The sequence below is a fragment of the Pseudomonas sp. TE31087 genome (assembly GCF_057284075.1).
Map to the genome: position 1 here is coordinate 3,029,389 of NZ_JBXVNN010000001.1, position 21,419 is coordinate 3,050,807.

General features: G+C 65.2%; 20 protein-coding genes, 1 tRNA gene and 1 pseudogene. 15 read left to right on the forward strand and 7 right to left on the reverse strand.

Annotated elements, in window-relative coordinates; translation table 11 throughout:
* On the reverse strand, positions 1–453 hold the full coding sequence (locus ACZ899_RS13595; RefSeq protein ID WP_203647809.1) for a protein YgfX: 453 nt from the start codon (positions 451–453) through the stop codon (positions 1–3).
* On the reverse strand, positions 437–691 hold the full coding sequence (locus tag ACZ899_RS13600) for an FAD assembly factor SdhE (protein WP_028690159.1): 255 nt from the start codon (positions 689–691) through the stop codon (positions 437–439). Before ACZ899_RS13600 ends, ACZ899_RS13595 begins: the two co-directional genes overlap by 17 nt.
* Before the next feature lie 133 nt (positions 692–824).
* Between ACZ899_RS13600 and ygfZ the strand changes: the two genes are divergently transcribed.
* Complete coding sequence (gene ygfZ / locus ACZ899_RS13605; protein ID WP_203647810.1) at positions 825–1,766, forward strand: CAF17-like 4Fe-4S cluster assembly/insertion protein YgfZ; 942 nt, start codon at positions 825–827, stop codon at positions 1,764–1,766.
* Between the two features lie 55 nt (positions 1,767–1,821).
* The gene (locus ACZ899_RS13610; RefSeq protein ID WP_050703963.1) at positions 1,822–2,628 is read left to right on the forward strand and encodes an HDOD domain-containing protein; all 807 of its coding nucleotides are present in this window, start codon (positions 1,822–1,824) and stop codon (positions 2,626–2,628) included.
* 107 nt (positions 2,629–2,735) lie between these two features.
* On the opposite strand, the gene ACZ899_RS13615 is transcribed toward ACZ899_RS13610, so the two are convergent.
* Positions 2,736–4,115 carry a sensor histidine kinase gene (locus ACZ899_RS13615; protein WP_203647811.1) on the reverse strand — a complete coding sequence of 460 codons (1,380 nt, stop codon included), beginning with the start codon at positions 4,113–4,115 and terminating at the stop codon, positions 2,736–2,738.
* Positions 4,108–4,779, reverse strand: coding sequence for a response regulator (locus tag ACZ899_RS13620; protein ID WP_028690163.1), 672 nt, complete (start codon positions 4,777–4,779; stop codon positions 4,108–4,110). The genes ACZ899_RS13615 and ACZ899_RS13620 overlap by 8 nt, the downstream gene beginning before the upstream one ends.
* A 199-nt stretch (positions 4,780–4,978) precedes the next feature.
* Between ACZ899_RS13620 and ACZ899_RS13625 the strand changes: the two genes are divergently transcribed.
* The 5 genes from ACZ899_RS13625 to ACZ899_RS13645 all read left to right on the forward strand — a co-directional run bounded on the left by ACZ899_RS13625 (position 4,979) and on the right by ACZ899_RS13645 (position 10,366).
* Positions 4,979–6,268 carry an OprD family porin gene (locus tag ACZ899_RS13625; protein ID WP_234560662.1) on the forward strand — a complete coding sequence of 430 codons (1,290 nt, stop codon included), beginning with the start codon at positions 4,979–4,981 and terminating at the stop codon, positions 6,266–6,268.
* Between the two features lie 31 nt (positions 6,269–6,299).
* Positions 6,300–7,280 (forward strand): Bug family tripartite tricarboxylate transporter substrate binding protein, encoded by a 981-nt coding sequence (locus ACZ899_RS13630; protein WP_234560663.1) that lies wholly within the window; start codon positions 6,300–6,302, stop codon positions 7,278–7,280.
* A gap of 88 nt (positions 7,281–7,368) precedes the next feature.
* Positions 7,369–7,827 carry a tripartite tricarboxylate transporter TctB family protein gene (locus ACZ899_RS13635; RefSeq protein ID WP_203647814.1) on the forward strand — a complete coding sequence of 153 codons (459 nt, stop codon included), beginning with the start codon at positions 7,369–7,371 and terminating at the stop codon, positions 7,825–7,827.
* A 3-nt stretch (positions 7,828–7,830) separates the two neighbouring features.
* Positions 7,831–9,345, forward strand: a complete 1,515-nt coding sequence (locus ACZ899_RS13640; RefSeq protein ID WP_232855768.1) for a tripartite tricarboxylate transporter permease — start codon at positions 7,831–7,833, stop codon at positions 9,343–9,345.
* Entirely contained in the window at positions 9,338–10,366 is a 1,029-nt protein-coding gene (locus ACZ899_RS13645; protein WP_234560664.1) for an AbrB family transcriptional regulator, read from the forward strand. The genes ACZ899_RS13640 and ACZ899_RS13645 overlap by 8 nt, the downstream gene beginning before the upstream one ends.
* Before the next feature lie 113 nt (positions 10,367–10,479).
* Here ACZ899_RS13645 and ung read toward each other — a convergent pair whose 3' ends face one another.
* Complete coding sequence (gene ung, locus ACZ899_RS13650; RefSeq protein WP_050703957.1) at positions 10,480–11,172, reverse strand: uracil-DNA glycosylase; 693 nt, start codon at positions 11,170–11,172, stop codon at positions 10,480–10,482.
* A 128-nt stretch (positions 11,173–11,300) separates the two neighbouring features.
* Between ung and ACZ899_RS13655 the strand changes: the two genes are divergently transcribed.
* A complete protein-coding gene (locus tag ACZ899_RS13655; protein WP_234560665.1) occupies positions 11,301–12,407 on the forward strand; it encodes an enoyl-CoA hydratase/isomerase family protein in 1,107 nt (368 codons plus the stop codon).
* A 27-nt stretch (positions 12,408–12,434) separates the two neighbouring features.
* On the opposite strand, the gene ACZ899_RS13660 is transcribed toward ACZ899_RS13655, so the two are convergent.
* On the reverse strand, positions 12,435–12,872 hold the full coding sequence (locus ACZ899_RS13660; protein ID WP_234560666.1) for a hypothetical protein: 438 nt from the start codon (positions 12,870–12,872) through the stop codon (positions 12,435–12,437).
* A 212-nt stretch (positions 12,873–13,084) separates the two neighbouring features.
* On the opposite strand from ACZ899_RS13660, the gene ACZ899_RS13665 reads away from it, so the two are divergent.
* The 5 genes from ACZ899_RS13665 to ACZ899_RS13685 all read left to right on the forward strand — a co-directional run bounded on the left by ACZ899_RS13665 (position 13,085) and on the right by ACZ899_RS13685 (position 17,185).
* Complete coding sequence (locus ACZ899_RS13665; protein WP_234560667.1) at positions 13,085–14,575, forward strand: sensor domain-containing diguanylate cyclase; 1,491 nt, start codon at positions 13,085–13,087, stop codon at positions 14,573–14,575.
* Positions 14,568–14,789, forward strand: coding sequence for a cysteine-rich CWC family protein (locus ACZ899_RS13670; RefSeq protein WP_203647819.1), 222 nt, complete (start codon positions 14,568–14,570; stop codon positions 14,787–14,789). Before ACZ899_RS13665 ends, ACZ899_RS13670 begins: the two co-directional genes overlap by 8 nt.
* 34 nt (positions 14,790–14,823) lie before the next feature.
* On the forward strand, positions 14,824–15,516 hold the full coding sequence (locus tag ACZ899_RS13675) for a pseudouridine synthase (RefSeq protein ID WP_234560668.1): 693 nt from the start codon (positions 14,824–14,826) through the stop codon (positions 15,514–15,516).
* Between the two features lie 594 nt (positions 15,517–16,110).
* Positions 16,111–16,995, forward strand: coding sequence for an alpha/beta fold hydrolase (locus ACZ899_RS13680; protein WP_234560669.1), 885 nt, complete (start codon positions 16,111–16,113; stop codon positions 16,993–16,995).
* Between the two features lie 115 nt (positions 16,996–17,110).
* A tRNA-Gly gene (locus ACZ899_RS13685) sits at positions 17,111–17,185 on the forward strand.
* Between the two features lie 223 nt (positions 17,186–17,408).
* Here ACZ899_RS13685 and ACZ899_RS13690 read toward each other — a convergent pair.
* On the reverse strand, positions 17,409–18,953 hold the full coding sequence (locus ACZ899_RS13690) for a Fic family protein (protein WP_234560670.1): 1,545 nt from the start codon (positions 18,951–18,953) through the stop codon (positions 17,409–17,411).
* A gap of 372 nt (positions 18,954–19,325) precedes the next feature.
* On the opposite strand from ACZ899_RS13690, the gene ACZ899_RS13695 reads away from it, so the two are divergent.
* On the forward strand, positions 19,326–21,026 hold the full coding sequence (locus tag ACZ899_RS13695) for a SulP family inorganic anion transporter (RefSeq protein WP_234560671.1): 1,701 nt from the start codon (positions 19,326–19,328) through the stop codon (positions 21,024–21,026).
* 108 nt (positions 21,027–21,134) lie between these two features.
* Positions 21,135–21,332: pseudogene (locus tag ACZ899_RS13700) on the forward strand (helix-turn-helix domain-containing protein); the annotation flags it as partial.
* Positions 21,333–21,419 lie beyond the last annotated feature (87 nt).

Consider the following 21,419-nt stretch of genomic DNA (forward strand, 5'->3'; position numbering starts at 1 on the left):
TCAGGCCGGCGCGGCCCAGCGGCGCCGGCTGAACTTCAGGCGCACCCGCAATCGCCGGTGCGCCTCACGATCCAGTGCGTCCCTGGGGATGCACTGGCTCTGGCTGAACCTGTGCCCCTTGGGCACGAACCGCAGTACCACCAGGTTGGGCAGTGCGACGCTGTCCCTGCACAGGCGCGCCAACTGCCAGCCCCGCGCGCGGCTATATAGAAGCCAACCACGTGGGTCACGGCGCAGGCCGGTGATGGCCTCGGGGTGTATCAGCAGGATTCGCCGGGGAATGGCCCAGCAGGCGTGGGCAAGACAGGCGACGACCAGCAGGCCGCGCAGCCAACCGGGCAGCGCCATCAGCGCGAGGGTGAGCAGTGCCAGCGCCAGGCTGGCGAGGTAGGCCGTCAGCAGCAGGCGCGAGCCTTGCCAACGGCACTCGAAGCATTCACTTGGGCTGGACACGGTCCAGGATGATGCGAACCATGCGCTGCAGCTCCGGGTCTTCGGACTCGCTGCGTTCCATGAACCAGCCGAACATGTCCTGATCCTCGCAGGTCAGCAGGCGACGATACAGCTCGCGGTCGGCTTCGCTCAGGCTCGGGTAGACCTCCTGGGTGAAAGGTACCAGCAGCACGTCCAGTTCCAGCATGCCGCGGCGGCTGTGCCAGAAAAGCCGGTTGAGTTCAGTTTGTTCGACCATGGGGCCCTCCTCGAGTGGTCGCGCAGTATACCGTGCAGCGGACAAAGCGGCACAAGGCGTTGGTCTAGTCACCTACCTATTTTGTTACCGGCGTTCTATGATGGCCGCCAGTCTTTAGCTACCGCGATGACCCATGGCCGATTCCGCTTTCTTCTGTACCCTCTCCCATGAGGGTATCCTCGCCGTCCGCGGCTCCGACGCCGGCAAGTTCCTGCAAGGTCAGCTGACCTGCAACATCAGTTACCTCAGCGACGAGCACGCGAGCCTTGGCGCCCGTTGCATGGTCAAGGGGCGCATGCAGTCGAGCTTCCGTATCCTGCCCGAGGGCAATGGCTACCTGCTGGCCATGGCCAGCGAACTGCTCGCGGCGCAGCTTGCCGACCTGAAGAAGTACGCGGTGTTCTCCAAGGCCACGCTGGTCGACGACAGCGCCGCCTGGACGCGCTTCGGCCTGCAGCAGGGCGACGCCGCCCTGCAGGCGCTGGGCCTGTCCGTGGCGGACGAGGCCGGCGCGACCGCCCGACATGATGGGCTGATCGCCGTCCGCGCCTCGGCCGGCCGGGTCGAACTGTGGGCGCCTGCCGACCAGGCTGCCGCCGTTGGTGAAAAACTCGCAGCCTTGCTGCCTGAGGGCACGCTCAACGACTGGCTGCTGGGCCAGGTCCGCGCCGGCATCGGCCAGGTCATGGGCCCGACCCGCGAGCTGTTCATCCCGCAGATGATCAACCTGCAGGCCGTCGATGGCGTGAGCTTCAAGAAAGGCTGCTACACCGGCCAGGAAATCGTCGCCCGCATGCAATACCTGGGCAAGCTCAAGCGCCGCCAATATCGCCTGGCGCTGGCCGAGACAGCGGTACCCCAGCCGGGCGCCGAGATCTTCTCGCCGACCCACGGCTCGTCGGTCGGCGAAGTGGTGATCGGGGCCAGCACCGGCAGCGCCGTCGAACTGCTGGCCGTGCTCAGCGCCGAGGCGGTGGCGGACGACAACCTGCACCTGGGCAGCCTGGAAGGCCCGCGCCTGACGCTGCTCGACCTGCCTTACGAACTGGACCGCGACCGGGAAATCCAGCGCTGACCAGCCCGCCCCGGCTTTATGCCGGGGCAGCACCACCTTTGCCGTAGAGAAGTCCATGAACAAGCTGGCCGAGAAGGTCCAAGCGCAACTGCTCGCCGCCATCGACCGGGACGACCTGGTCCTGCCGACGCTGCCGGAAGTCGCCCTGAGCATCCGCGAAGCCGCCGAAGACAGCGAGATCAGCGTTTCCGCCCTGAGCAAGGTGATCGGTCGCGACGCCGCGTTGTCGGCCCGCCTGATCAAGGTGGTCAACAGCCCGCTGATGCGCGCCGCCGTCGAAGTCACCGACCTGCACACCGCCATCACCCGCCTGGGCATCAACTACAGCTGCAACCTGGCCATCGGCCTGGTGATCGAGCAGATCTTCCATGCCCGCGCCCCGGCGGTGGAACACAAGCTGCGGGATATCTGGGCCAACAGCCTGGAAGTCGCAGGCATCAGCTATGAACTGTGCCGACGCTACACCCAGCTCAAGCCCGACCAGGCCACCCTCGGCGGCCTGGTGCACCAGATCGGCGCCCTGCCGGTGCTGATCTATGCCGAGGAGCACAACGAGCTGCTGTCCGACCCGATCTGCCTGCATTTCGTGATCGAGCAGATCCAACCGGTGCTGGGCGACAAGATCCTCAGCGCCTGGGAATTCCCCGAGCAGTTGGTCAATGTGCCCAGTCAGGTGCAGGACCTGGACCGGCGCACCGACCAGATCGACTACATCGACATCGTGCAGATCGCCCGCTGCATCAGCCAGCGCGAGCGCAGCCGGCCCCTGGCCGCCCTCCCCGCCTACCGCCACCTGGGGCTGCCCTATGGCACCGAGCTGGATATCGCCGAGCTGCTGGATGCGCGGAGCATGCTGCGCTGATCGAGCCCCGTCTGCGCCGCCCCCTTCGCGGGTAAACCCGCTCCCACAGTCACCAGCCTCCCTGTGGGAGCGGGTTTACCCGCGAATAGGGCTGTAGGGACAACACATCAATCCGCGATAAAACTCACCCGCACCTTCAGCCCGCCCCGCTCGCCGTCATGCAGGCTGATCTGCGCCAGGTGCGCCCGGCAGATCTCGCCGACGATGGCCAACCCCAGCCCGCTGCCCTGGGCGCTGCGCCGATAGAAGCGCTCGAACACCCGCTCACGCTCGTCCTCGGGAATCCCCGGCCCGTCGTCCTCGACTTCGAGCACGGCCGGCGCCAGTACCCGCAGGACTACGTCGCCACCGGGCGGGGTGTGGGCCAGGGCATTGTCCACCAGGTTGCTGAGCAGTTCGTTGAGCAAGGTCGGCTCGCCCTTGAGCCACACCGGCGCCTCGGCCTCCAGCGCCAGGGCGACGCCGCGGGCATGGGCCAGGGGCGCCATGGCCATGCCCAGTTCGCGGGCCAGCTGGCTCAGGTCCAGGCGCTGGGCGCCGCCCTCGGCGATGGCCCGGGCGCCGTTCTCCACCCGTGCCAACGACAGCAGCTGGTTGGCCAGGTGGGTGAGTCGGTCCGTGCCCTGCGCCGCCGCTTCAAGGGTCTTGCGCCATTCATCGGGCTGCTGTGAGCGCAAACCCAGTTCGACCCGCGCCTTGAGCGCCGCCAGCGGCGTGCGCAGCTCGTGGGCGGCGTCGGCGATGAACTGCGCCTGGCGTTCGAACTGCCCCCGCAAGCGCTCGGTGAAGTGATTCAGCCCGCGCACCAGCGGCCCCAGCTCGCGCTGCACCTGGACCACCGGCAGAGCACGCAGGTCGTCCGGCTGGCGCTCCTCCACCGCCGTGCGCAAGCGCTCCAGCGGGCGCAGCGCGGCACTCACCGCGAACCACACCATCACCAGCGCGCCGAAGGCCAGCATGCCCAGGCGCAGCAGGGTGTCGGCCATCAGCCCGCGAGCCATGCGCACCCGTGCCTCCTCGGTCTCGGCCACGCGGATCTCGGCCATGCCGTTCATGTTCGGTTCGCTCACCGCCTTGAGCAGGCTGACCACGCGCACGTCCTGGCCCAGGTAGGTGGCGTTGTAGAAGCGCGCCAGCGCCGGATAGTCGTCGGTGCGCGGCGTGCCCGGCGGCGGCGGCGGCAGGTTCTCGTAGCCGGAAATCAGCTTCTGGTGGATGTCCAGCACCTGGTAGTAGATACGCCCGGCACTGTCGTAGGCAAAGGTGTCCAGGGCCACGTAGGGCACATCGGCGCTGAGGGTGCCGTCGCGCTGCGACAGGCCGGCGGCGATGGTCCGTGCCGACGCCAGCAGGGTCCGGTCATAGGCGGTGTCGGCGGCCTCGCGACCGTTCCAGTAGGCGCTCAGGCCGCTGGCCAGCATCAGCACCACCAGCAGCAGCGCCAGGTTGCCCAGCAAACGCCCGCGCAGGCTGCCGTTGTCACGCATCGCGGTGCTCGAGCAGGTAGCCCAGGCCACGGAAGGTGACGATGGCCACCGGGTGGCCGTCGAGCTTCTTGCGCAGGCGGTGGATGTAGATCTCGATGGCGTCGGGGCTGGCCTCCTCGTCGAGGCCGAACACCTGGGCCGCCAGCTGTTCCTTGCTCATCACCCGGCCAGGGCGGGCGATCAGCGCCTCGAGCACGCTCTGCTCGCGCTGGGTCAGGGTCAGCGGCTCGCTGCCCAGGCTGAAGCGCCGGGTATCCAGGTCGTAGACCAGCGGGCCGCAGCGCTGCTGGCGCTCGCCACCAAGCACGCTGCGGCGCAGCAGGGCCTTGACCCGCGCTTCCAGCTCGGTCAGCTCGAAGGGCTTGGCCAGGTAGTCGTCGGCGCCCAGGTTCAGGCCGTGCACACGGTCCTTCACATCGCTGCGGGCGGTGAGCATCAGCACCGGCAAGGTCTTGCCGCGCCCGCGCAAACGCGCCAGCACCTCGAAACCGTCCAGCCGCGGCAGGCCGACATCCAGCACTGCCACGGCGTAGTCCTCGCTGGCCAAGGCCAGGTCGGCGGCCACGCCGTCATGCAGCACGTCCACGGTCAGTCCCTGGCTCTTGAGGGCCTGGGCCACGCTTTCGGCCAGTTGCAGATGGTCTTCGACCAGCAGCACACGCATCGGATTCTCCCTGTTCGGCTGGGCTTTTTGCGCGGAGTGTAACCCCGTGGCGGGTGCTGTGAAGCCCTCGCCGGAAACCTTTCACGCTGAAAGGTTAGCGAAAGGTTGGTTGCCTAGCATCGCACCACGGTCGCCCCGCGCGCCGCAAAAAGCACCAGCAAGGTGCAACACATAAGAACAATAAATGGAGTCACCGACGATGCTGTCCATGCAGCCGCAGGCGTTTGCGCCTATCCGTTCATTCGCCGCCCGACCTTCCGCCCTCGCCAGCGCCGTCGCCCTTGCCGGTGTCGCGCCCATGAGCCAGGCCGCCTTCTTCGAAGACAGCACGGCCACCTTCGAAACCCGCAACATGTACTTCAACCGCGACTTCCGCGACGGCACCAGCGCGCAGCAATCCAAGCGCGACGAATGGGCCCAGGGGTTCATGCTCAATTTCGAGTCCGGCTACACCGAGGGCACCGTGGGCTTCGGCCTGGACGCGCTGGGCATGGTCGGGGTCAAGCTCGACTCCAGCAAGGACCGCACAGGCACCGGCCTGCTGCCCACCCACGACAACGGCAAGGCAGCCGACGAGTACTCCAAGCTGGGCCTGACCGGCAAGGTCAAGGTCTCGCAGACCGAGCTGAAGATCGGCACGCTGATCCCCGAACTGCCCACCCTGCAGCCCAACGACGGGCGCATCCTGCCGCAGACCTTCGAAGGCGGCCTGGTCACCTCGAAGGAGATCAAGGGCCTGACCTTCACCGGCGGGCGCCTGGAAAAGGCCAAGGACCGCGACGACAGCAACTGGGAAGACCTGGCCCTGAACAACAAGAACGGCCGCTTCGGTGGCACCTTCAGTGCCGACAACTTCGACATGGGCGGCCTGGACTACCAGTTCACCGACCGCATCACCGGCAGCTACCACTTCGCCCAGCTCGACGACATCTACCGCCAGCACTTCATCGGCCTGCTCGCCACCCAGCCCTGGGGCCCGGGCACCTTTGGCGCCGACCTGCGCCTGGCGATCAGCGACGACGCCGGCGCGGCCAAGGCCGGCAAGATCGACAACACCACCGTCAACGGCATGCTCAGCTACACCCTGGGCGGACACAAGGTCAGCGGTGCCTGGCAGCAGTTGTCCGGTGACAGCGCCTTCCCCTACGTCGATGGCGCCGACCCGTACCTGGTCAACTTCGTCCAGATCAACGACTTCGCAGGCGCCGACGAACGCTCCTGGCAGGCGCGCTACGACTACAACTTCGCAGCCATGGGCATCCCCGGCCTGACCTTCATGACCCGCTACATCAGCGGCGACAACGTCAGCCGCGCCGCCGGTGGCGAGGGCAAGGAGTGGGAACGCAACACCGAACTGAAGTACGTGGTACAAAGCGGCCCGTTGAAGAACGTCGCCGTGCGCCTGCGCAACGCCACCTTCCGCTCCAACTTCACCCGCGACGCGGACGAAGTGCGGCTGCTGGTGAGCTACAGCGTGGCTCTGTGGTAACCCATAACAACAACGTTCACGGAGATAGACGATGACCTTTTCACTGCGCCGCCTCGTCCTGGCCACTGGTTGCCTGCTGCTGGCCGGCAACGCCCTGGCCGCCGAACCGAAACGCCCCGAATGCATCGCCCCGGCCTCGCCCGGTGGCGGTTTCGACCTGACCTGCAAGCTGGTGCAGAGCGCCCTGGTCAACGAGAAGATCCTCAGTAAGCCCATGCGCGTGACCTACATGCCCGGCGGTGTCGGTGCGGTGGCCTACAACGCCGTGGTCGCCCAGCGCCCGGCTGACGCCGGCACGTTGGTGGCCTGGTCCAGCGGCTCGCTGCTGAACCTGGCCCAGGGCAAGTTCGGCCGTTTCGACGAGAACGCGGTGAAGTGGCTGGCGGCCGTCGGCACCAGCTATGGCGCCATCGCGGTGAAGAGCGACTCGCCCTACAAGACCCTCGACGACCTGGTCGCGGCGCTGAAGAAAGACCCAAGCAAGGTGGTGATCGGCTCCGGCGGCACCGTCGGCAGCCAGGACTGGATGCAGACCGCGCTGATCGCCAAGGCCGCCGGGATCAACCCGCGCGACCTGCGCTACGTGGCCCTGGAAGGCGGCGGCGAAATCGCCACCGCGCTGCTGGGCGGGCACATCCAGGTCGGCTCCACCGACATCTCCGACTCCATGCCGCATATCCAGAGCGGCAACATGCGCATCCTCGCGGTGTTCTCCGACAAGCGCCTGGACGAGCCGGAAATGAAGGACATCCCCACTGCCAAGGAACAGGGCTACGACATCATCTGGCCGGTGGTGCGCGGCTTCTACCTGGGGCCGAAGGTCAGCGACGAGGACTATGCCTGGTGGAAGGCTTCGTTCGACAAGCTGCTGGCCTCCGAGGACTTCGCCAAGCTGCGCGACCAGCGCGAGCTGTTCCCGTTCGCCATGACCGGCGAGGAGCTGGACGGCTATGTGAAGAAGCAGGTGGCGGACTACAAGGCGCTGGCCCGTGAGTTCGGGCTGATCCAGTAAGCCACTCACACAGCTCCCTCTGTAAGAGCGGCCTTGTGCCGCTCCTACAGAGGGCCGCGCAGTGTCGAACATTACCGAGGATTCTTCCATGATCCTGCAACGCCTCTTCGCCCTGGCCCTGCTGGCGCTGTGCGCCGTGCTGGCCGTGATGGCCTGGCCCTACCAGGCCGCCTTCTCCTATGAACCGGTAGGCCCGCGCGCCTACCCGCTGCTGATGCTCGGCCTGATGGGCCTGGGCCTGCTGTACCTGGCGATCCGCCCCACACCCATCGTGCGCAAGGACGACGAACCGGAACTGGACCGCGAGACCCTGATCAAGATCGCCGCCTGCGTCGGCCTGCTGCTCGTCTTCGCCAGCACCTTCGAAACCCTGGGCTTCATCCTCAGCGCCATCCTGGTCGGCGTGCCCATGGCCCGCCTGTACGGTGGCCGCTGGCTGCACAGTGCCCTGGTGGTGGTGGGCATGAGCCTGTTCCTCTACTGGCTGTTCGACCGCGTGATGGACGTGCCCCTGCCCCTCGGCCTGCTCGACGTACTGGAGAACTGACACATGGATACCTTGAGCTACCTGGGCCAGGGCTTCGGCGTCGCCCTGAGCCCGTACAACCTGGTCACCGCCCTGACCGGCACCCTGATCGGCACCGTGGTCGGCCTGCTGCCGGGCCTGGGCCCGATCAACGGCGTGGCCCTGCTGATCCCCATCGCCTTCGCCCTCGGCCTGCCGCCGGAGTCGGCGCTGATCCTGCTGGCCGCGGTGTACCTGGGCTGCGAATACGGCGGGCGGATCAGTTCGATCCTGCTGAACATCCCCGGGGAGGCCTCCACCGTGATGACCACCCTGGACGGTTACCCCATGGCCCGCCAGGGCCTGGCCGGCGTGGCCCTGTCGCTGTCGGCCTGGAGTTCGTTCATCGGCGCCTTCATCGCCACCTGCGGCATGGTGCTGTTCGCCCCGCTGCTGGCGAAATGGGCGATCGCCTTCGGACCGGCGGAGTACTTCGTGCTGATGGTGTTCGCCATCGTCGCCCTCGGCGGCATGGCCGGCGACAAGCCACTGAAGACCTTCATTGCCGCGCTGATCGGCCTGTTCCTCTCGGCGGTGGGCATCGACGCCAACAGCGGCGTGTACCGCTTCACCGGCGACAGCGTGCACCTGGCCGACGGCATCCAGTTCGTGGTGCTGGTGCTGGGCCTGTTCTCCATCAGCGAAATCCTCCTGCTGCTGGAAAAGACCCACCACGGTCACGTGGCGGTCAAGGCCACCGGGCGCATGCTGTTCAACCTCAAGGAAGCGGCCTCGGTGTTCTTCGTCAACATCCGTTGCGGCCTGCTGGGCTTCTTCATGGGCGTGTTGCCGGGTGCCGGCGCGACCCTGGCCAGTGCCGTGGCCTACATGACTGAAAAACGCATCGCCGGCGACAAAGGCAAGTTCGGCAAGGGCGACGCCCGTGGCCTGGCCGCGCCGGAAACCGCCATCGGCGCCTCCTGCTGCGGCGCCCTGGTGCCGATGCTGACCCTCGGTGTGCCCGGCTCGGGCACCACCGCGGTGATGATCGGCGCGCTGACCCTGTACAACATCACCCCCGGCCCGCTGCTGTTCGAACAACAGCCAGACATCGTCTGGGGCCTGATCGCCTCGCTGTTCATCGCCAACCTGATGCTGATCATCCTCAACGTGCCGATGATCCGTGTCTTCACCCGCATCCTCGCCGTGCCGAACTGGGCGCTGGTGCCGATAATCGCGATCATTACCGCGATCGGCGTGTACGCAGTGCATGCCACCACCTTCGACCTGTTCCTGATGGTCGGCATCGGCATCATGGGCTACATCCTGCGCAAGCTGGACTTCCCGCTGTCGCCGATCCTGCTGGGCTTCATCCTCGGCGGGCTGATGGAGCAGAACCTGCGCCGTGCGCTGTCGATCTCCAACGGTGAACTGGGCATCCTCTGGTCGAGCCCGATCAGCATGGGCGTCTGGGTGCTGGTGGTGTGCATGCTGAGCCTGCCGCTGCTGCGCAGCTGGCGCAAACGTGCCCTGCAGCGCCGGGCCATGGCCGATGCCTGATCGGTCGTTGCCACTGTTCTGGGCCACCGGGCTGGTCGGTCTTGCCGGCGGATTTCTCGCCAGCAAGGTCGGCTGGCCCTTGCCGTGGATGGTCGGCTCGTTGCTGGCGATCATCCTGGTGCGCTGCCTGAGCCCCTGGCAGCTCAGCGAAATCCCCAATGGCCGCAAATGCGGGCAATGGATCATCGGCATCGGCATCGGCCTGCACTTCACCCCGGCGGTGATCGAGCAGGTGGCCAGCCACTTCGCGCTGATCTTCTTCGGTGCGTTGTTCACCACCCTCTCCAGCGTGATCAGCGTGTGGCTGCTGCGGCGTACCGGTGAAGACCGCGCCACGGCATTCTTCGCCAGCATGCCGGGCGGTTCGGGCGAGATGGTCAACCTCGGGGCGCGCAACGGCGCGGTGCTCAGCCAGGTGGCCGCGGCGCAGAGCCTGCGGGTGCTGGCGGTGGTGCTGTGCGTGCCGGCGCTGTTCAAGTTCTTGCTCGGCGATGGCGTGCCGCTGAACCATGCCGGCAGCGTGAGCTGGGGCTGGCTGGCGCTGATCGCGCCGCTGGGGGTGCTGGTGGCGCTGCTCTGGCAGCGCCTGCGCCAACCCAACCCCTGGTTGTTCGGGCCGTTGCTGGTGGCAGCCAGCGTGAGCCTGGCGGGCAACCTGCAGATCGGCCTGCCCAACGGCGCCAGCCAGATCGGCCAGTGGCTGATCGGCAGCGGCCTGGCCTGTCATTTCAATCGCGCATTCTTCCGCCGGGCGCCGTCGTTCCTTGGCCGGACCTTGCTGGCCACGGCGCTGTGCATGCTGATCGCGGCGGGCGCGGCCTGGGCGTTGAGCCTGCTGACGCACCTGGACCTGCGCTCGCTGACGCTGGGGATGATGCCCGGGGGCATCGCCGAGATGAGCCTGACGGCGGAGACCCTGCAACTGTCCGTGCCGCTGGTGACGGCGCTGCAGGTGATGCGGCTGTTGTTCGTGCTGTTCCTGGCCGAGCCGTTGTTCCGGCGCTGGAATGCCAGCCAGTAGAGATGTGCTGGCTTCTTCGCGGGTAAACCCGCTCCCACAGGTACTGCGCAGCCCCTGAAAGGCAGCACATTTTCTGTGGGAGCGGGTTTACCCGCGAAGAGGCCCTCAGCCAATCACAGCGGCGGCAACGCCCAATCGATCGGCGCCATCCCGCGTTGTTCCAGGAAGCTGTTGGTACGGCTGAAATGCCCGCAGCCAAAGAACCCACGGTAAGCCGACAATGGCGATGGATGCACCGACTTGAGCACCAGGTGCTTGCTCGCATCGATCAGCTTCTGCTTGCTCTGGGCATGGGCACCCCACAGCAGGAACACCACGTTCGGGCACTGCTCGCTGACCACCTGGATGATCCGGTCGGTAAAGAACTCCCAGCCTTTCTTCGCGTGGGACGCGGCATTGGCGCGCTCCACGGTCATGGTGGTGTTGAGCAGCAGCACGCCCTGCTCGGCCCAGCTCTGCAGGTAGCCATGCGCGGGAATCGGCAGGTTCAGATCGCGCTGCAGCTCCTTGTAGATATTGACCAGCGACGGCGGCGTGGGGATGCCCGGCTGCACCGAGAAGCACAGGCCATGGGCCTGGCCGGGGCCGTGGTACGGGTCCTGGCCAAGGATGACCACCTTGACCTGCTCCAGCGGCGTGGAATTCAGGGCGTTGAAAATCAGCGGCCCAGGTGGGTAGATCTCCTTGCCGGCGGCGTACTCCGCACGCAGGAACTCGCGCAGCTGCTGCATGTAGGGCTGGTCGAACTCGGCGCGCAGCGCGGCTTTCCAGCTGGGTTCGAGTTTGATGCGATCGTCGTCGGTCATGGGGGCATCCAAAAGCAAAGTGCCGCGACACTAGGAAAGCCGGGCCGGCTTGTCAATCGATCCGACCGACGACCGGCAGCTTCGCCGCGGCAGGCCATACTGAGGGGATGACCTGCGCGAGGTAGTCCATGTCCATTCAATGCGAGGTACTGACCGGCGCCGACGGCGCCCGTATCGGCATCGCCACCCTGGACGCGCCCAAGGCGCTCAACGCCCTGACGCTGCCCATGATCGAAGTGCTCGACGAACGGCTGCGCGCCTGGGCCAGCGATCCCGGGATCGTCTGCGTGCTGCTGCGCGGTAACGGGCCGAAGGCCTTCTGTGCCGGCGGCGATGTCCGCGCCCTGGTCGAGGCCTGCCGCGAACACCCCGGCAGCGTGCCGCCGCTGGCCGCTACCTTCTTCGCCAGCGAATACCGCCTCGACCATCGCCTGCACACCTACCCCAAACCCTTGTTGTGCTGGGGCCATGGCCATGTGCTGGGCGGCGGCATGGGCCTGCTGCAGGGCGCCGCGGTACGTATCGTCACCCCCAGCAGCCGCCTGGCCATGCCGGAAATCAGCATCGGCCTGTACCCGGATGTCGGCGCCAGCTGGTTCCTCGCCCGCCTGCCGGGCAAGCTCGGCCTGTTCCTGGGGCTGACCGGCGCGCCGCTCAATGCCCGCGATGCGCTGGACCTGGACCTGGCCGATCGCTTCCTGGGCGAGCACCAGCAGGAGGCGCTGATCGAGGAACTGCTGCAATTGAACTGGCAGGAGCAGACCGCCCTGCAGCTCAACAGCCTGCTCAAGGCCGAGCAGCACCGCGCCTGCGCCGAACTGCCGCAAGGCCAGTGGCTGGCGCGCCGCGCCGTGATCGACGAAGTGCTCGATGTGGCCGACCCGGTGACGGCCTGGCGGGCCCTGGCCGGCCTGGCCACCCATACCGATCCCTTGCTGGCGGCGGCGGGCCAGCGCCTGCACGAGGGCTGCCCGCTGACGGCGCACCTGGTGTGGGAGCAGATCCGTAGGGCACGGCACCTGTCGCTGGCCCAGGTGTTCCAGATGGAATACACCCTGAGCCTGAACTGCTGCCGTCACCCGGAGTTCAGCGAGGGGGTGCGCGCCCGCCTGCTGGACAAGGACAACACCCCGCACTGGCACTGGCCGGATGTGGCGCAGGTGCCGGCGGCGGTGGTGGAAGCGCATTTCAGCAAGGTCTGGGAGGGGCGGCATCCGCTGGCCGAGTTGGGATAACCCATCGCGGGGCTGGTCAGTGCCCTGTCAACGCGACCAGCCCCGATCGCCACCCCGGCCGCCATCGGGTCGACGATCACGGTTGCCCTGCCCATTGGAATGCCAGCGATCACCCCGGCGATCGTCATTGCGGTAGTCGTGGCGGTCGCGATCCCGACCGTAGTCGTAGCGCTGGCGGTTGCCGTAGTCGTAACGCGGATTCCCGTGCCAGCGCGGCTGCATGCCGGGCGCCGGATAAGGGCGGTACTGCGGCACCGGCGCCGGCCTGTAGTAACGCGGCGCGGGCTGATAGTAGTAACGGGTCTGCGGCACCACGTAGTAGCGGTCCTGGCGGTAGTAGCCTGGGTAAACGTAGCGATCGCTGGTGTAGTAGTCGCTGCGGTAATAGCCGCCGCTCTCGTAATAGGGGGCGCAGGCGGAGGTCAGCAGTCCGAGCAGGACGACGAGCAGGATTCGTGGGTACATGGCGGCCTCCTGGACCGCAGGGATGCCCGGCACAGCGACGCTGGCGGGCGTCGACGACAAGCTGTTGGTCGACACAGGATAAGACCGTGGCAACCGGGTTCAGTGCCATTTTCGCAACAAATTGAAACAGGTCCTGTAACGCCGAAAAACATGCAGTCATTTTTCGGTCATCTCTCTAGAATGTGGCCACCGGCACACCTCACGGGACGATCATGCCCTCGCCTTCCACCCTGTTCTCGCAACGCTCGCTGATCTTCGCCCTGCTGCTGTTGCTGGCCGGTGGCTTCCTGGCCACTTCGCTGCTCGGCTACTACGCCTCGCGCGGGGCGATCCGCGACGGCATCGTCAACACCGAGCTGCCGCTGACCTCCGACAACGTCTACTCGGAGATCCAGAAGGACCTGATCCGCCCGGTGCTGATCGCCTCGATGATGGCCCAGGATACCTTCCTGCGCGACTGGGTGCTGGCCGGCGAGCAGGACACCGGGCGCATCACCCGCTACCTGGGCGCCGTGATGGGCAGCCAGGCCACCTGCACCAGCTTCTTCGTCTCCGACCGCAGCCTCACCTACTACCAGGCCAAGGGCGTGCTCAAGCAGGTGCGGGCCGACGCCTGGCGCGACGCCTGGTATTTTCGCCTGCGCCAGTCGAGCAAACCCTACGAGATCAACGTCGACCTGGACATGGCCAACCAGGACAAGCTCACCGTGTTCATCAACCACCGGGAGCTCGACTACCAGCAGCGCTTCATCGGCGCCGCCGGCGTGGGCTTGAGCGTGGAGTCGGTGGTCCGCCTGATCGACGACTACCAACGGCGCTACCAGCGCTCGGTGCTGTTCACCGATGCCCAGGGCAAGGTCCTGCTGACCGGCTCCGACGGCGGCCCCCATGGCCTGCGGGCTGGCCAGCAACTGGCCGACAGCAGCCAGTGGCAGGACCTGCTGGCACGCATGCCGACACCGGCCAGCGGCAGCCACGAGTACACCGACAACGACGGCCACAGTCACTTCCTCAATGTGCGCCTGCTGCCGGAACTGGACTGGTACCTGTTGGTGGACAAGCGCGAAACCGGCGCCCTGGACCGCATCCGCCAGTCGCTGTACCTGAACCTGGCGATCTGCGCCATGATCACCCTGGTGGTCCTGTCGCTGCTCAATGCCATGGTCAAGCGGCACCAGGACAACGCCGAAGCGCTGGCCACCCTCGACAGCCTCACCGGCCTGCCCAATCGCCGCAGCTTCGACCTGCTGGCCGGCCAGGCCCTTATCGAAGCCCAGCGCGACAACGCGCCGCTGGTCGCCCTGCTGATCGACCTCGACCACTTCAAGACCCTCAACGACACCCACGGCCACCTGGCCGGCGACGAAGTGCTGCGCCAGTTCGCCAATGTGCTGCAGGGCAGCCTGCGCCAGTCCGATATACTGTGCCGCTGGGGCGGCGAGGAGTTCATCGTGCTGCTGCACGAAGCCGAAGGTCGCCAGGCCATCGAGGTGGCGGAAAAGATCCGCCGGCGCACCGAGCAACTGACCTTCAGCCATGCCGACCAGCCAATACGCCTGACCGTGAGCATCGGCCTGTCCGCCCTGCAGCGCGACGACAGCCTGCACAGCCTGCTGACCCGCGCCGACCACGCGCTCTATCGTGCCAAACAAGGCGGACGCAACCGTGTCTGCAGTGAAATGCCCGGAACCGACCATGCCTGATCCTCGACACTGCCCCGCCTGCGGCGCCCTCAACCGGTGCGGCCTGGCCGACCCGCGCAACGCCACGCAAGGCTGCTGGTGCTTCGAAGTGGCCATCGACCCAACAGTGATCGAGGCCTTGCCCACCGAACTGCGCGACAAGGCTTGCCTGTGCCCGCGCTGCGCGCAGGTCGATGGGCAACTCAAGGCAGCGCCAGTGCACACGATCCGCTAGACTGCGCGCCGATTTCCCGCAAGCGACCCGCCCCATGCGCCTCGACCGATTCCTCGGCAACCTGCCCTGCTACAACCGCCAGCAAGTGCGCCTGCTGCTGGCGCAGCGGCGCGTGCGCGTGGATGGCCTGCCGACCGCCGACCCGTTGCTGGAGGTGCGTGAATTCAGCCGCGTCGAGGTCGATGAGCAGGTGCTCCAGGCCGGCCGTCCGGCGCGCTACCTGATGCTGCACAAGCCCACCGGTTGCGTCAGCGCCACCCAGGACCCGCAGCACCGTACCGTGCTCGACCTGCTGCCGGCAGAGCTGCGCGATGACCTGCACATCGCCGGGCGCCTGGACTACAACACCACCGGGCTGATGATCCTGACCAACGATGGCCAGTGGTCGCGGCGCCTGACCCAGCCACGGACCAAGCAGCCCAAGACCTACCTGGTGCACACCGAGGACAAGATCGGCGCACATTACGTCGACAGGTTCCGCGAAGGGTTCTACTTCGCCTTCGAAGACCTCACCACCCTGCCCGCCCAGCTGGATATCCTCGGCCCGCGCAGCGCACGCCTGGTCATCGTCGAGGGGCGTTATCACCAGGTGAAGCGGATGTTCGGGCACTTACAGAACAAGGTGGTGGGGCTGCATCGGGAAAGCATGGGTTCGATCACACTGGACCCGATATTGCTTCCAGGAGCGTTCAGGGCGCTGACCGCCGAGGAAATCGCCTCGGTCTGAGCGGATTTGCACCTCATGGAACAAAACATAATTCTTTGATTTGACTGGGACAGCGTGGGAGCGGGCTTGCCCCGCGATGCTGTGTTGGGCACCGGCTTCGCCGGTGATCCGGGCGGTGCGGCGTTCCGACAAGCCCGCTCCCACGCTGGAACTCTGTTCCGTGCGCGACAGCGTAGCCCGAAGGGCTGGACGATCTCCTACAGGGCGTGTATGCGGCCGATCCACCATTCGGCGGTTTCCCACGAAAGATTGCTCCAACGGCACTTGCGCGATCCCGCCCTCCCTGCTTGACTGCTAACTCGTCGGTCTGCATGTGACTCAACGGTCACAACCGCAGTCCAAGACGCCCTTTACCGGCCACCCGGGGTCTCGATGCCCTGGGGCACGGTAATCGCCCGCACAACAATACCGTCGACTACACGCGTCAAGGATCGACACAAGGGCCCACCGGTTTCCGTTCCAGGCGAATGCCTACCTGTCATAAAGCACGTGCACCCTAATGGCCTGTCCGGTCGATTCGGCGCCTAGCCCGCCTGCCGATCGCACACGCCACCAGGTGACGCGAATACCCTTTTTGCGCCAGGAGTCGATGACATGAGGCCAGAAATCGCTGTACTTGATATCCAAGGGCAGTACCGGGTTTACACGGAGTTCCATCGCGCGCAGGGCGCCGAAAAGACGATCATCCTGATCAATGGCTCGTTGGCTACCACGGCGTCCTTTGCACAGACAGTGCGCAGCCTGCACCCGCAGTTCAACGTGGTGCTGTACGACCAGCCGTATGCCGGCAAGTCCAAACCGCACAACCGCCATGAACGGCTGCTGACCAAGGAGACCGAGGCGCACATCCTGCTCGAACTGATCGAGCATTTCCGTGCCGACCATGTCCTGTCGTTCTCCTGGGGCGGTGCCTGCACCCTGCTGGCGCTGGCGCACCAGCCGCGGCTGGTGAAGAAGGCCATCGTCAGTTCGTTCTCGCCGGTGATCAACGAACCGATGCGCGACTACCTGGACCGCGGTTGCCAGTACCTGGCCGCCTGCGACCGCTACCAGGTGGGCAACCTGGTCAACGACACCATCGGCAAGTACCTGCCGTCGCTGTTCAAGCGCTTCAACTACCGCCACGTCAGCAGCCTGGACAGCCACGAATACGCGCAGATGCACTTCCACATCAACCAGGTGCTCGACCACGACCTGGAACGGGCGCTGAAGGCCGCGCGCAACATCGACATTCCAGTGCTGTTCATCAACGGCGACCGCGACGAGTACACCACCGTCGAGGATGCCCGCCAGTTCAGCCGCCATGTCGGGCGCAGCCACTTCAGCGTGATCCAGGGCGCCGGCCACTTCCTGGACATGGAACACAAGACCGCCTGCGAGGATACCCGCAGTGCGATGCTCGGTTTCCTCAAGCCGGCTCTGCGCGAATCCCGCCACCGCTACTCACAGGAAACGGGGCAGCATGCACTGGCCATCTGAGCGCATCGGCGCCCTGTAGCCCTCGATACCCGCAGGCTACGGGTCGCCGACAGGCTTTTTTACAGCCTTGGGCTTCTCATTCGGGGAGGGTTCTGGTAAAAAGTCGTGCTTCGAAGCGGCGTATAGTTTATTGGTAAAACTATAGCTTCCCAAGCTATTGAGGAGGGTTCGATTCCCTCTACCCGCTCCAACTCGTATTCCCCGCACGACGTTCCAATGACGTCGTCGCTGTCAAAAGGAGCCTCGGCTCCTTTTTTCGTTTCTGCGCCAAAGCATTGATCTGGCCTCCCCCTCAACCTGGACATAACCCCGCCGGCCTGCGGCCACAGCGTTAAGTGTGAAGGCTGGGGCCAAAACAGCGCGTGTCCGCAGTTGCGGGCTAGAAATTCAACGCAACGCTGAAATTGACAAGGTCACTCATCATCGTCTTGCCTATCTCGGTCTTCAAACGCCGACCGAACGGCCTCCACGATTCGCGCTGCCAGGCGCTCATCCTCAAGCTGCGGATAGTGCTTCCTGAGCTTGCCGGAAACACTCCAGCCATTCTCCTTGACCGCGCGAATGATGCGATTTGCATCCTGGTCTGGCATCTCCACGACGTCTTTGAGCCGCTCCTGGGCGAGCTGGAAGATGACAAGGATCCTGGCTTCGTCCGCCATCCCCGTTCGAATCGTGTGCTCGACGACGTGCGCCGTATAGAGAACATGTGCGGTCAGATCCGGATAACGCCAGGCGGAGCGCGCATCTTCGTAGTCGTCGAACTCGAAGTTGCTCGGTGTACCGTCTTCGTAGGTCACAAGCCTGCCAAAGCGATAGGATGCCGCATAGCGGCGCATGAAGGGGCGAGAGAATACCTCCAGTGTCGCATCATAGCCGGCACGGAACTCGGCCGAGCTGGTAATGGTTGCTGAAACAGGCAATATCACGCCATTTGGAACCGCCTGGTCCCGAACCAGCGTGTCGTTGATCAGGAAACGGTGGATTCGCCCATTCCCGTCTCTCATCGGATGGATGTAGACGAAACCGAACGCCAATGCTGCGGCGCGGGCAAGCGACTCGGCTCCGCGGGTGGCCATCTCGAATTCCTTGAGGCCAGCAAGCATCGGGGCCAGGTCGTCAAAATGTGGGGCGACGTAGTGCACGATATTCTCGCGCATCGTGGATTGCCCTACAAAAACGGGGGAGTGCCGCAACCCGAGGCCAAACGCATCGCGCCCCAGGATACCTGCCTGCAAGAGATGCAGACTTCGGTCACTCAAAGGGTCTTCGATATGGCCGCAGTGCTGCGCGATGACATGTGCAAAGCGCTGGATGCGGTCGGCTTGGCCTTCCTCTTTTTCAATCAGAAAACTCGCGCGCGACTCTTTCAACGTCAACCAGCTCGCCGTCCGCATCAGGATGTCGGGGCCGAAGGTCTGATCGAGCTCTGCCAACGCGGCTCTAAGGTCAAACTGCAAGGCTTGCTGCACGGCGTCGGTTCGCCGGATCAGTGGGCAAAACTCAGGCGTACCTGGCAGATTGTTGTTGACCCGCCAGCGGCGAGATCGAAGCGGCGTCGTTCGGGTCAGGTAGCGGGCCGGCGACACGGCATCGGTATAGGCGCCATTGGTCACATCAGGCACGTCCAGATGCTGCCCCGTCAGCCACTCGTATAGAAAGCCGGTGCGCCGGGCGTACTGGCCATAAGGGGAACGTCGGCACCAAGCTTCGACTGGCTCGGGCCCTGTGACTGCAAACAGGCGGGCGAAGAATTCAAGGTGAATCGCCTCGTACTTGAGCCCGAATTCGAAGTGGCCTGCAAAATCGTCGTCAGGCCGATAGTTGGGCGGATACTTGTTTTCTACCTGACTACCGGTGTCGCGGCTTGCCCGCACCGTGCCGATGGTCGAGTCGACGCGTAGAGGTTGTGCCGGATCAACCCCGTACCGAGTGGCTAGCGCCTTGAAACCGACCTGCATGGAATGAATCCTCTACCGAAAGCCCAAAAACGCTACTTTTAGCGGAACATCACCCTAAAACAATACCATCAGCCATGAGACGCAAAAATACTACGGAACATACAATTTCGCTACTTACTTCAAGGACTCTCTCAAAAACGCTAATGAATATGCCATTTCATGTTCAATTCCCTCTACCCACTCCAACTCGCATTCCCCGCACGACGTTCCAGCAACGTCGTCGCTGTCAAAAGGAGCCTCGCCTCCTTTTTCGTTTCCAGCGTCCCTTTCTTGATCTGGCCCATGGCCATTGCCGCGCCGATTGGCTTGAATGCCCAGTGATTCGCGGTGCATAACCGCTAAGCTTGCTGAAACAATTCCAAAGGACTGCGCATGTTTCTCTCCCGCTGGCTACCAGGCCTGGCCAACCTGTTGCACTACCGCCGCGAATGGTTCCACGCTGACCTGCAGGCCGGCCTGTCGGTGGCCGCGATCCAGATCCCCATTGCCATCGCCTATGCGCAGATCGTCGGCCTGCCTCCGCAGTACGGCTTGTACGCCTGCGTGCTGCCGATGATGGTCTATGCCCTGATCGGCAGTTCACGGCAATTGATGGTCGGCCCGGACGCCGCCACCTGCGCCATGATTGGCGGGGCCGTGGCGCCGCTGGCCATGGGCGATGCGCACCGCATCGCCGAACTGTCGGTGATCGTCACCGTGCTGGTGGGCGTGATGCTGATCGCCGCCGGAGTGGCGCGGGCCGGTTTCATCGCCAGCTTCTTCTCGCGGCCGATCCTCATCGGCTACCTCAACGGCATCGGCCTGAGCCTGCTCGCCGGGCAGTTGTCGAAGGTGGTGGGTTTCAAGATCGAAGGCGATGGGTTCATCCTCAGCCTGATCAACTTCCTCCAGCGCATGGGCGAGATCCACTGGTTGACCCTGGCCATCGGCCTTGCCGGGCTGGGCCTGCTGATCTGGCTGCCGCGACGCTACCCGCGACTGCCGGCGGCACTGGTGACCGTGGTGGTGTTCACCGCCCTGGCCGGGCTGTTCGGCCTTGACCGTTATGGGGTAGCGATCCTAGGCCCGGTGCCGGCGGGCATTCCGGAGCTGGCCTGGCCACAGAGCACCCTGGCGGAAACCAAGAGCCTGCTGCGCGATGCCCTGGGTATCGCCACCATCAGTTTCTGCAGCGCCATGCTCACTGCCCGCAGCTTTGCCGCCCGCCACGGCTACGCGATCAACGCCAACCACGAGTTCCTCGCCCTGGGCGTGAGCAACCTGGCCGCCGGCATATCCCAGGGCTTCGCCATCAGCGGCGCCGATTCGCGCACCGCGGTCAACGACATGGTCGGCGGTAAGAGCCAGTTGGTGGGCATCATCGCCGCCCTGGTGATCGCCCTGATCCTGCTGTTCTTCACCGCGCCCATGGCCTGGATTCCCCAGGCCGCGCTGGGCGCGGTGCTGCTGATGGCCGGCTGGGGGCTGATCGACGTGAAGTCGCTCAAGACCATCCGCAAGCTAAGCCGTTTCGAGTTCTGGCTGTGCCTGCTGACCACGGTCGGCGTACTCGGCCTGGGCGTGTTGCCGGGCATCGTGTTCGCCGTGACCCTGGCCATCCTGCGCCTGCTCTACAGCATCTACCAGCCCACCGACGCCGTGCTGGGCTGGGTGCCGGGCATCGAGGGCCAGGTGGACGTGCGCCAGCACAAGGACGCCCGCACCGTCCCGGGCCTGGTGGTGTATCGCTTCGACGATGCGATCCTGTTCTTCAATGCCGACTACTTCAAGATGCGCCTGCTCGAAGCCGTGCAGGGCGTGGAGAAACCACAGGTGGTGCTGTTCGACGCGGAGGCCGTGACCAGCATCGACGTCAGTGGCGTGGCGGCCCTGCGCGAAGTGCGCGACACCCTCGCCGCCCAGGGCATCCACTTCGCCATCGCCCGCGCCCGCGGCACCTTCCTGCGCATGCTGGTGCGTTCCGGGATGGCGCGGGAAATGGAAGAGAAGTTGCTGTTCGGCTCGGTACGGGCGGGGATTCGGGCGTATCGGGTGTGGCGCAACAGGGCTCGGCGGGAGGGAGAGGCGGGTTGAGGGAGAGGGACTACATCACTAACTGAAGGGAATGACATAACCGCGCTCGTAATGATCAGTACACTTCGAGGATCACCATCAATCTCAGAAAAGGAGCACGGTAGCCATATGAGCCACCACTTCGAAGAGCTTATGGAAAGCGTTGAACAGATGGATGAGATCATCCATGGCAAACGCCTCCCCTCCCGCCAGTTTGAAATCGACGCCCTTCAGTTCAGGAACATCCGCAAGGCGACCGGGCTATCCTTGGTACGCTTTGCCAAGATGATCGACGTGCAGGTGGCCACCCTGCGCAAATGGGAACAATGACCCCTGGGTAGGAACTTTTGACCTCATGTAGGCGACCAGGTGCCAGACGATAGCCTTGCAGCGCCTATAAGACCGAGCGCCGCC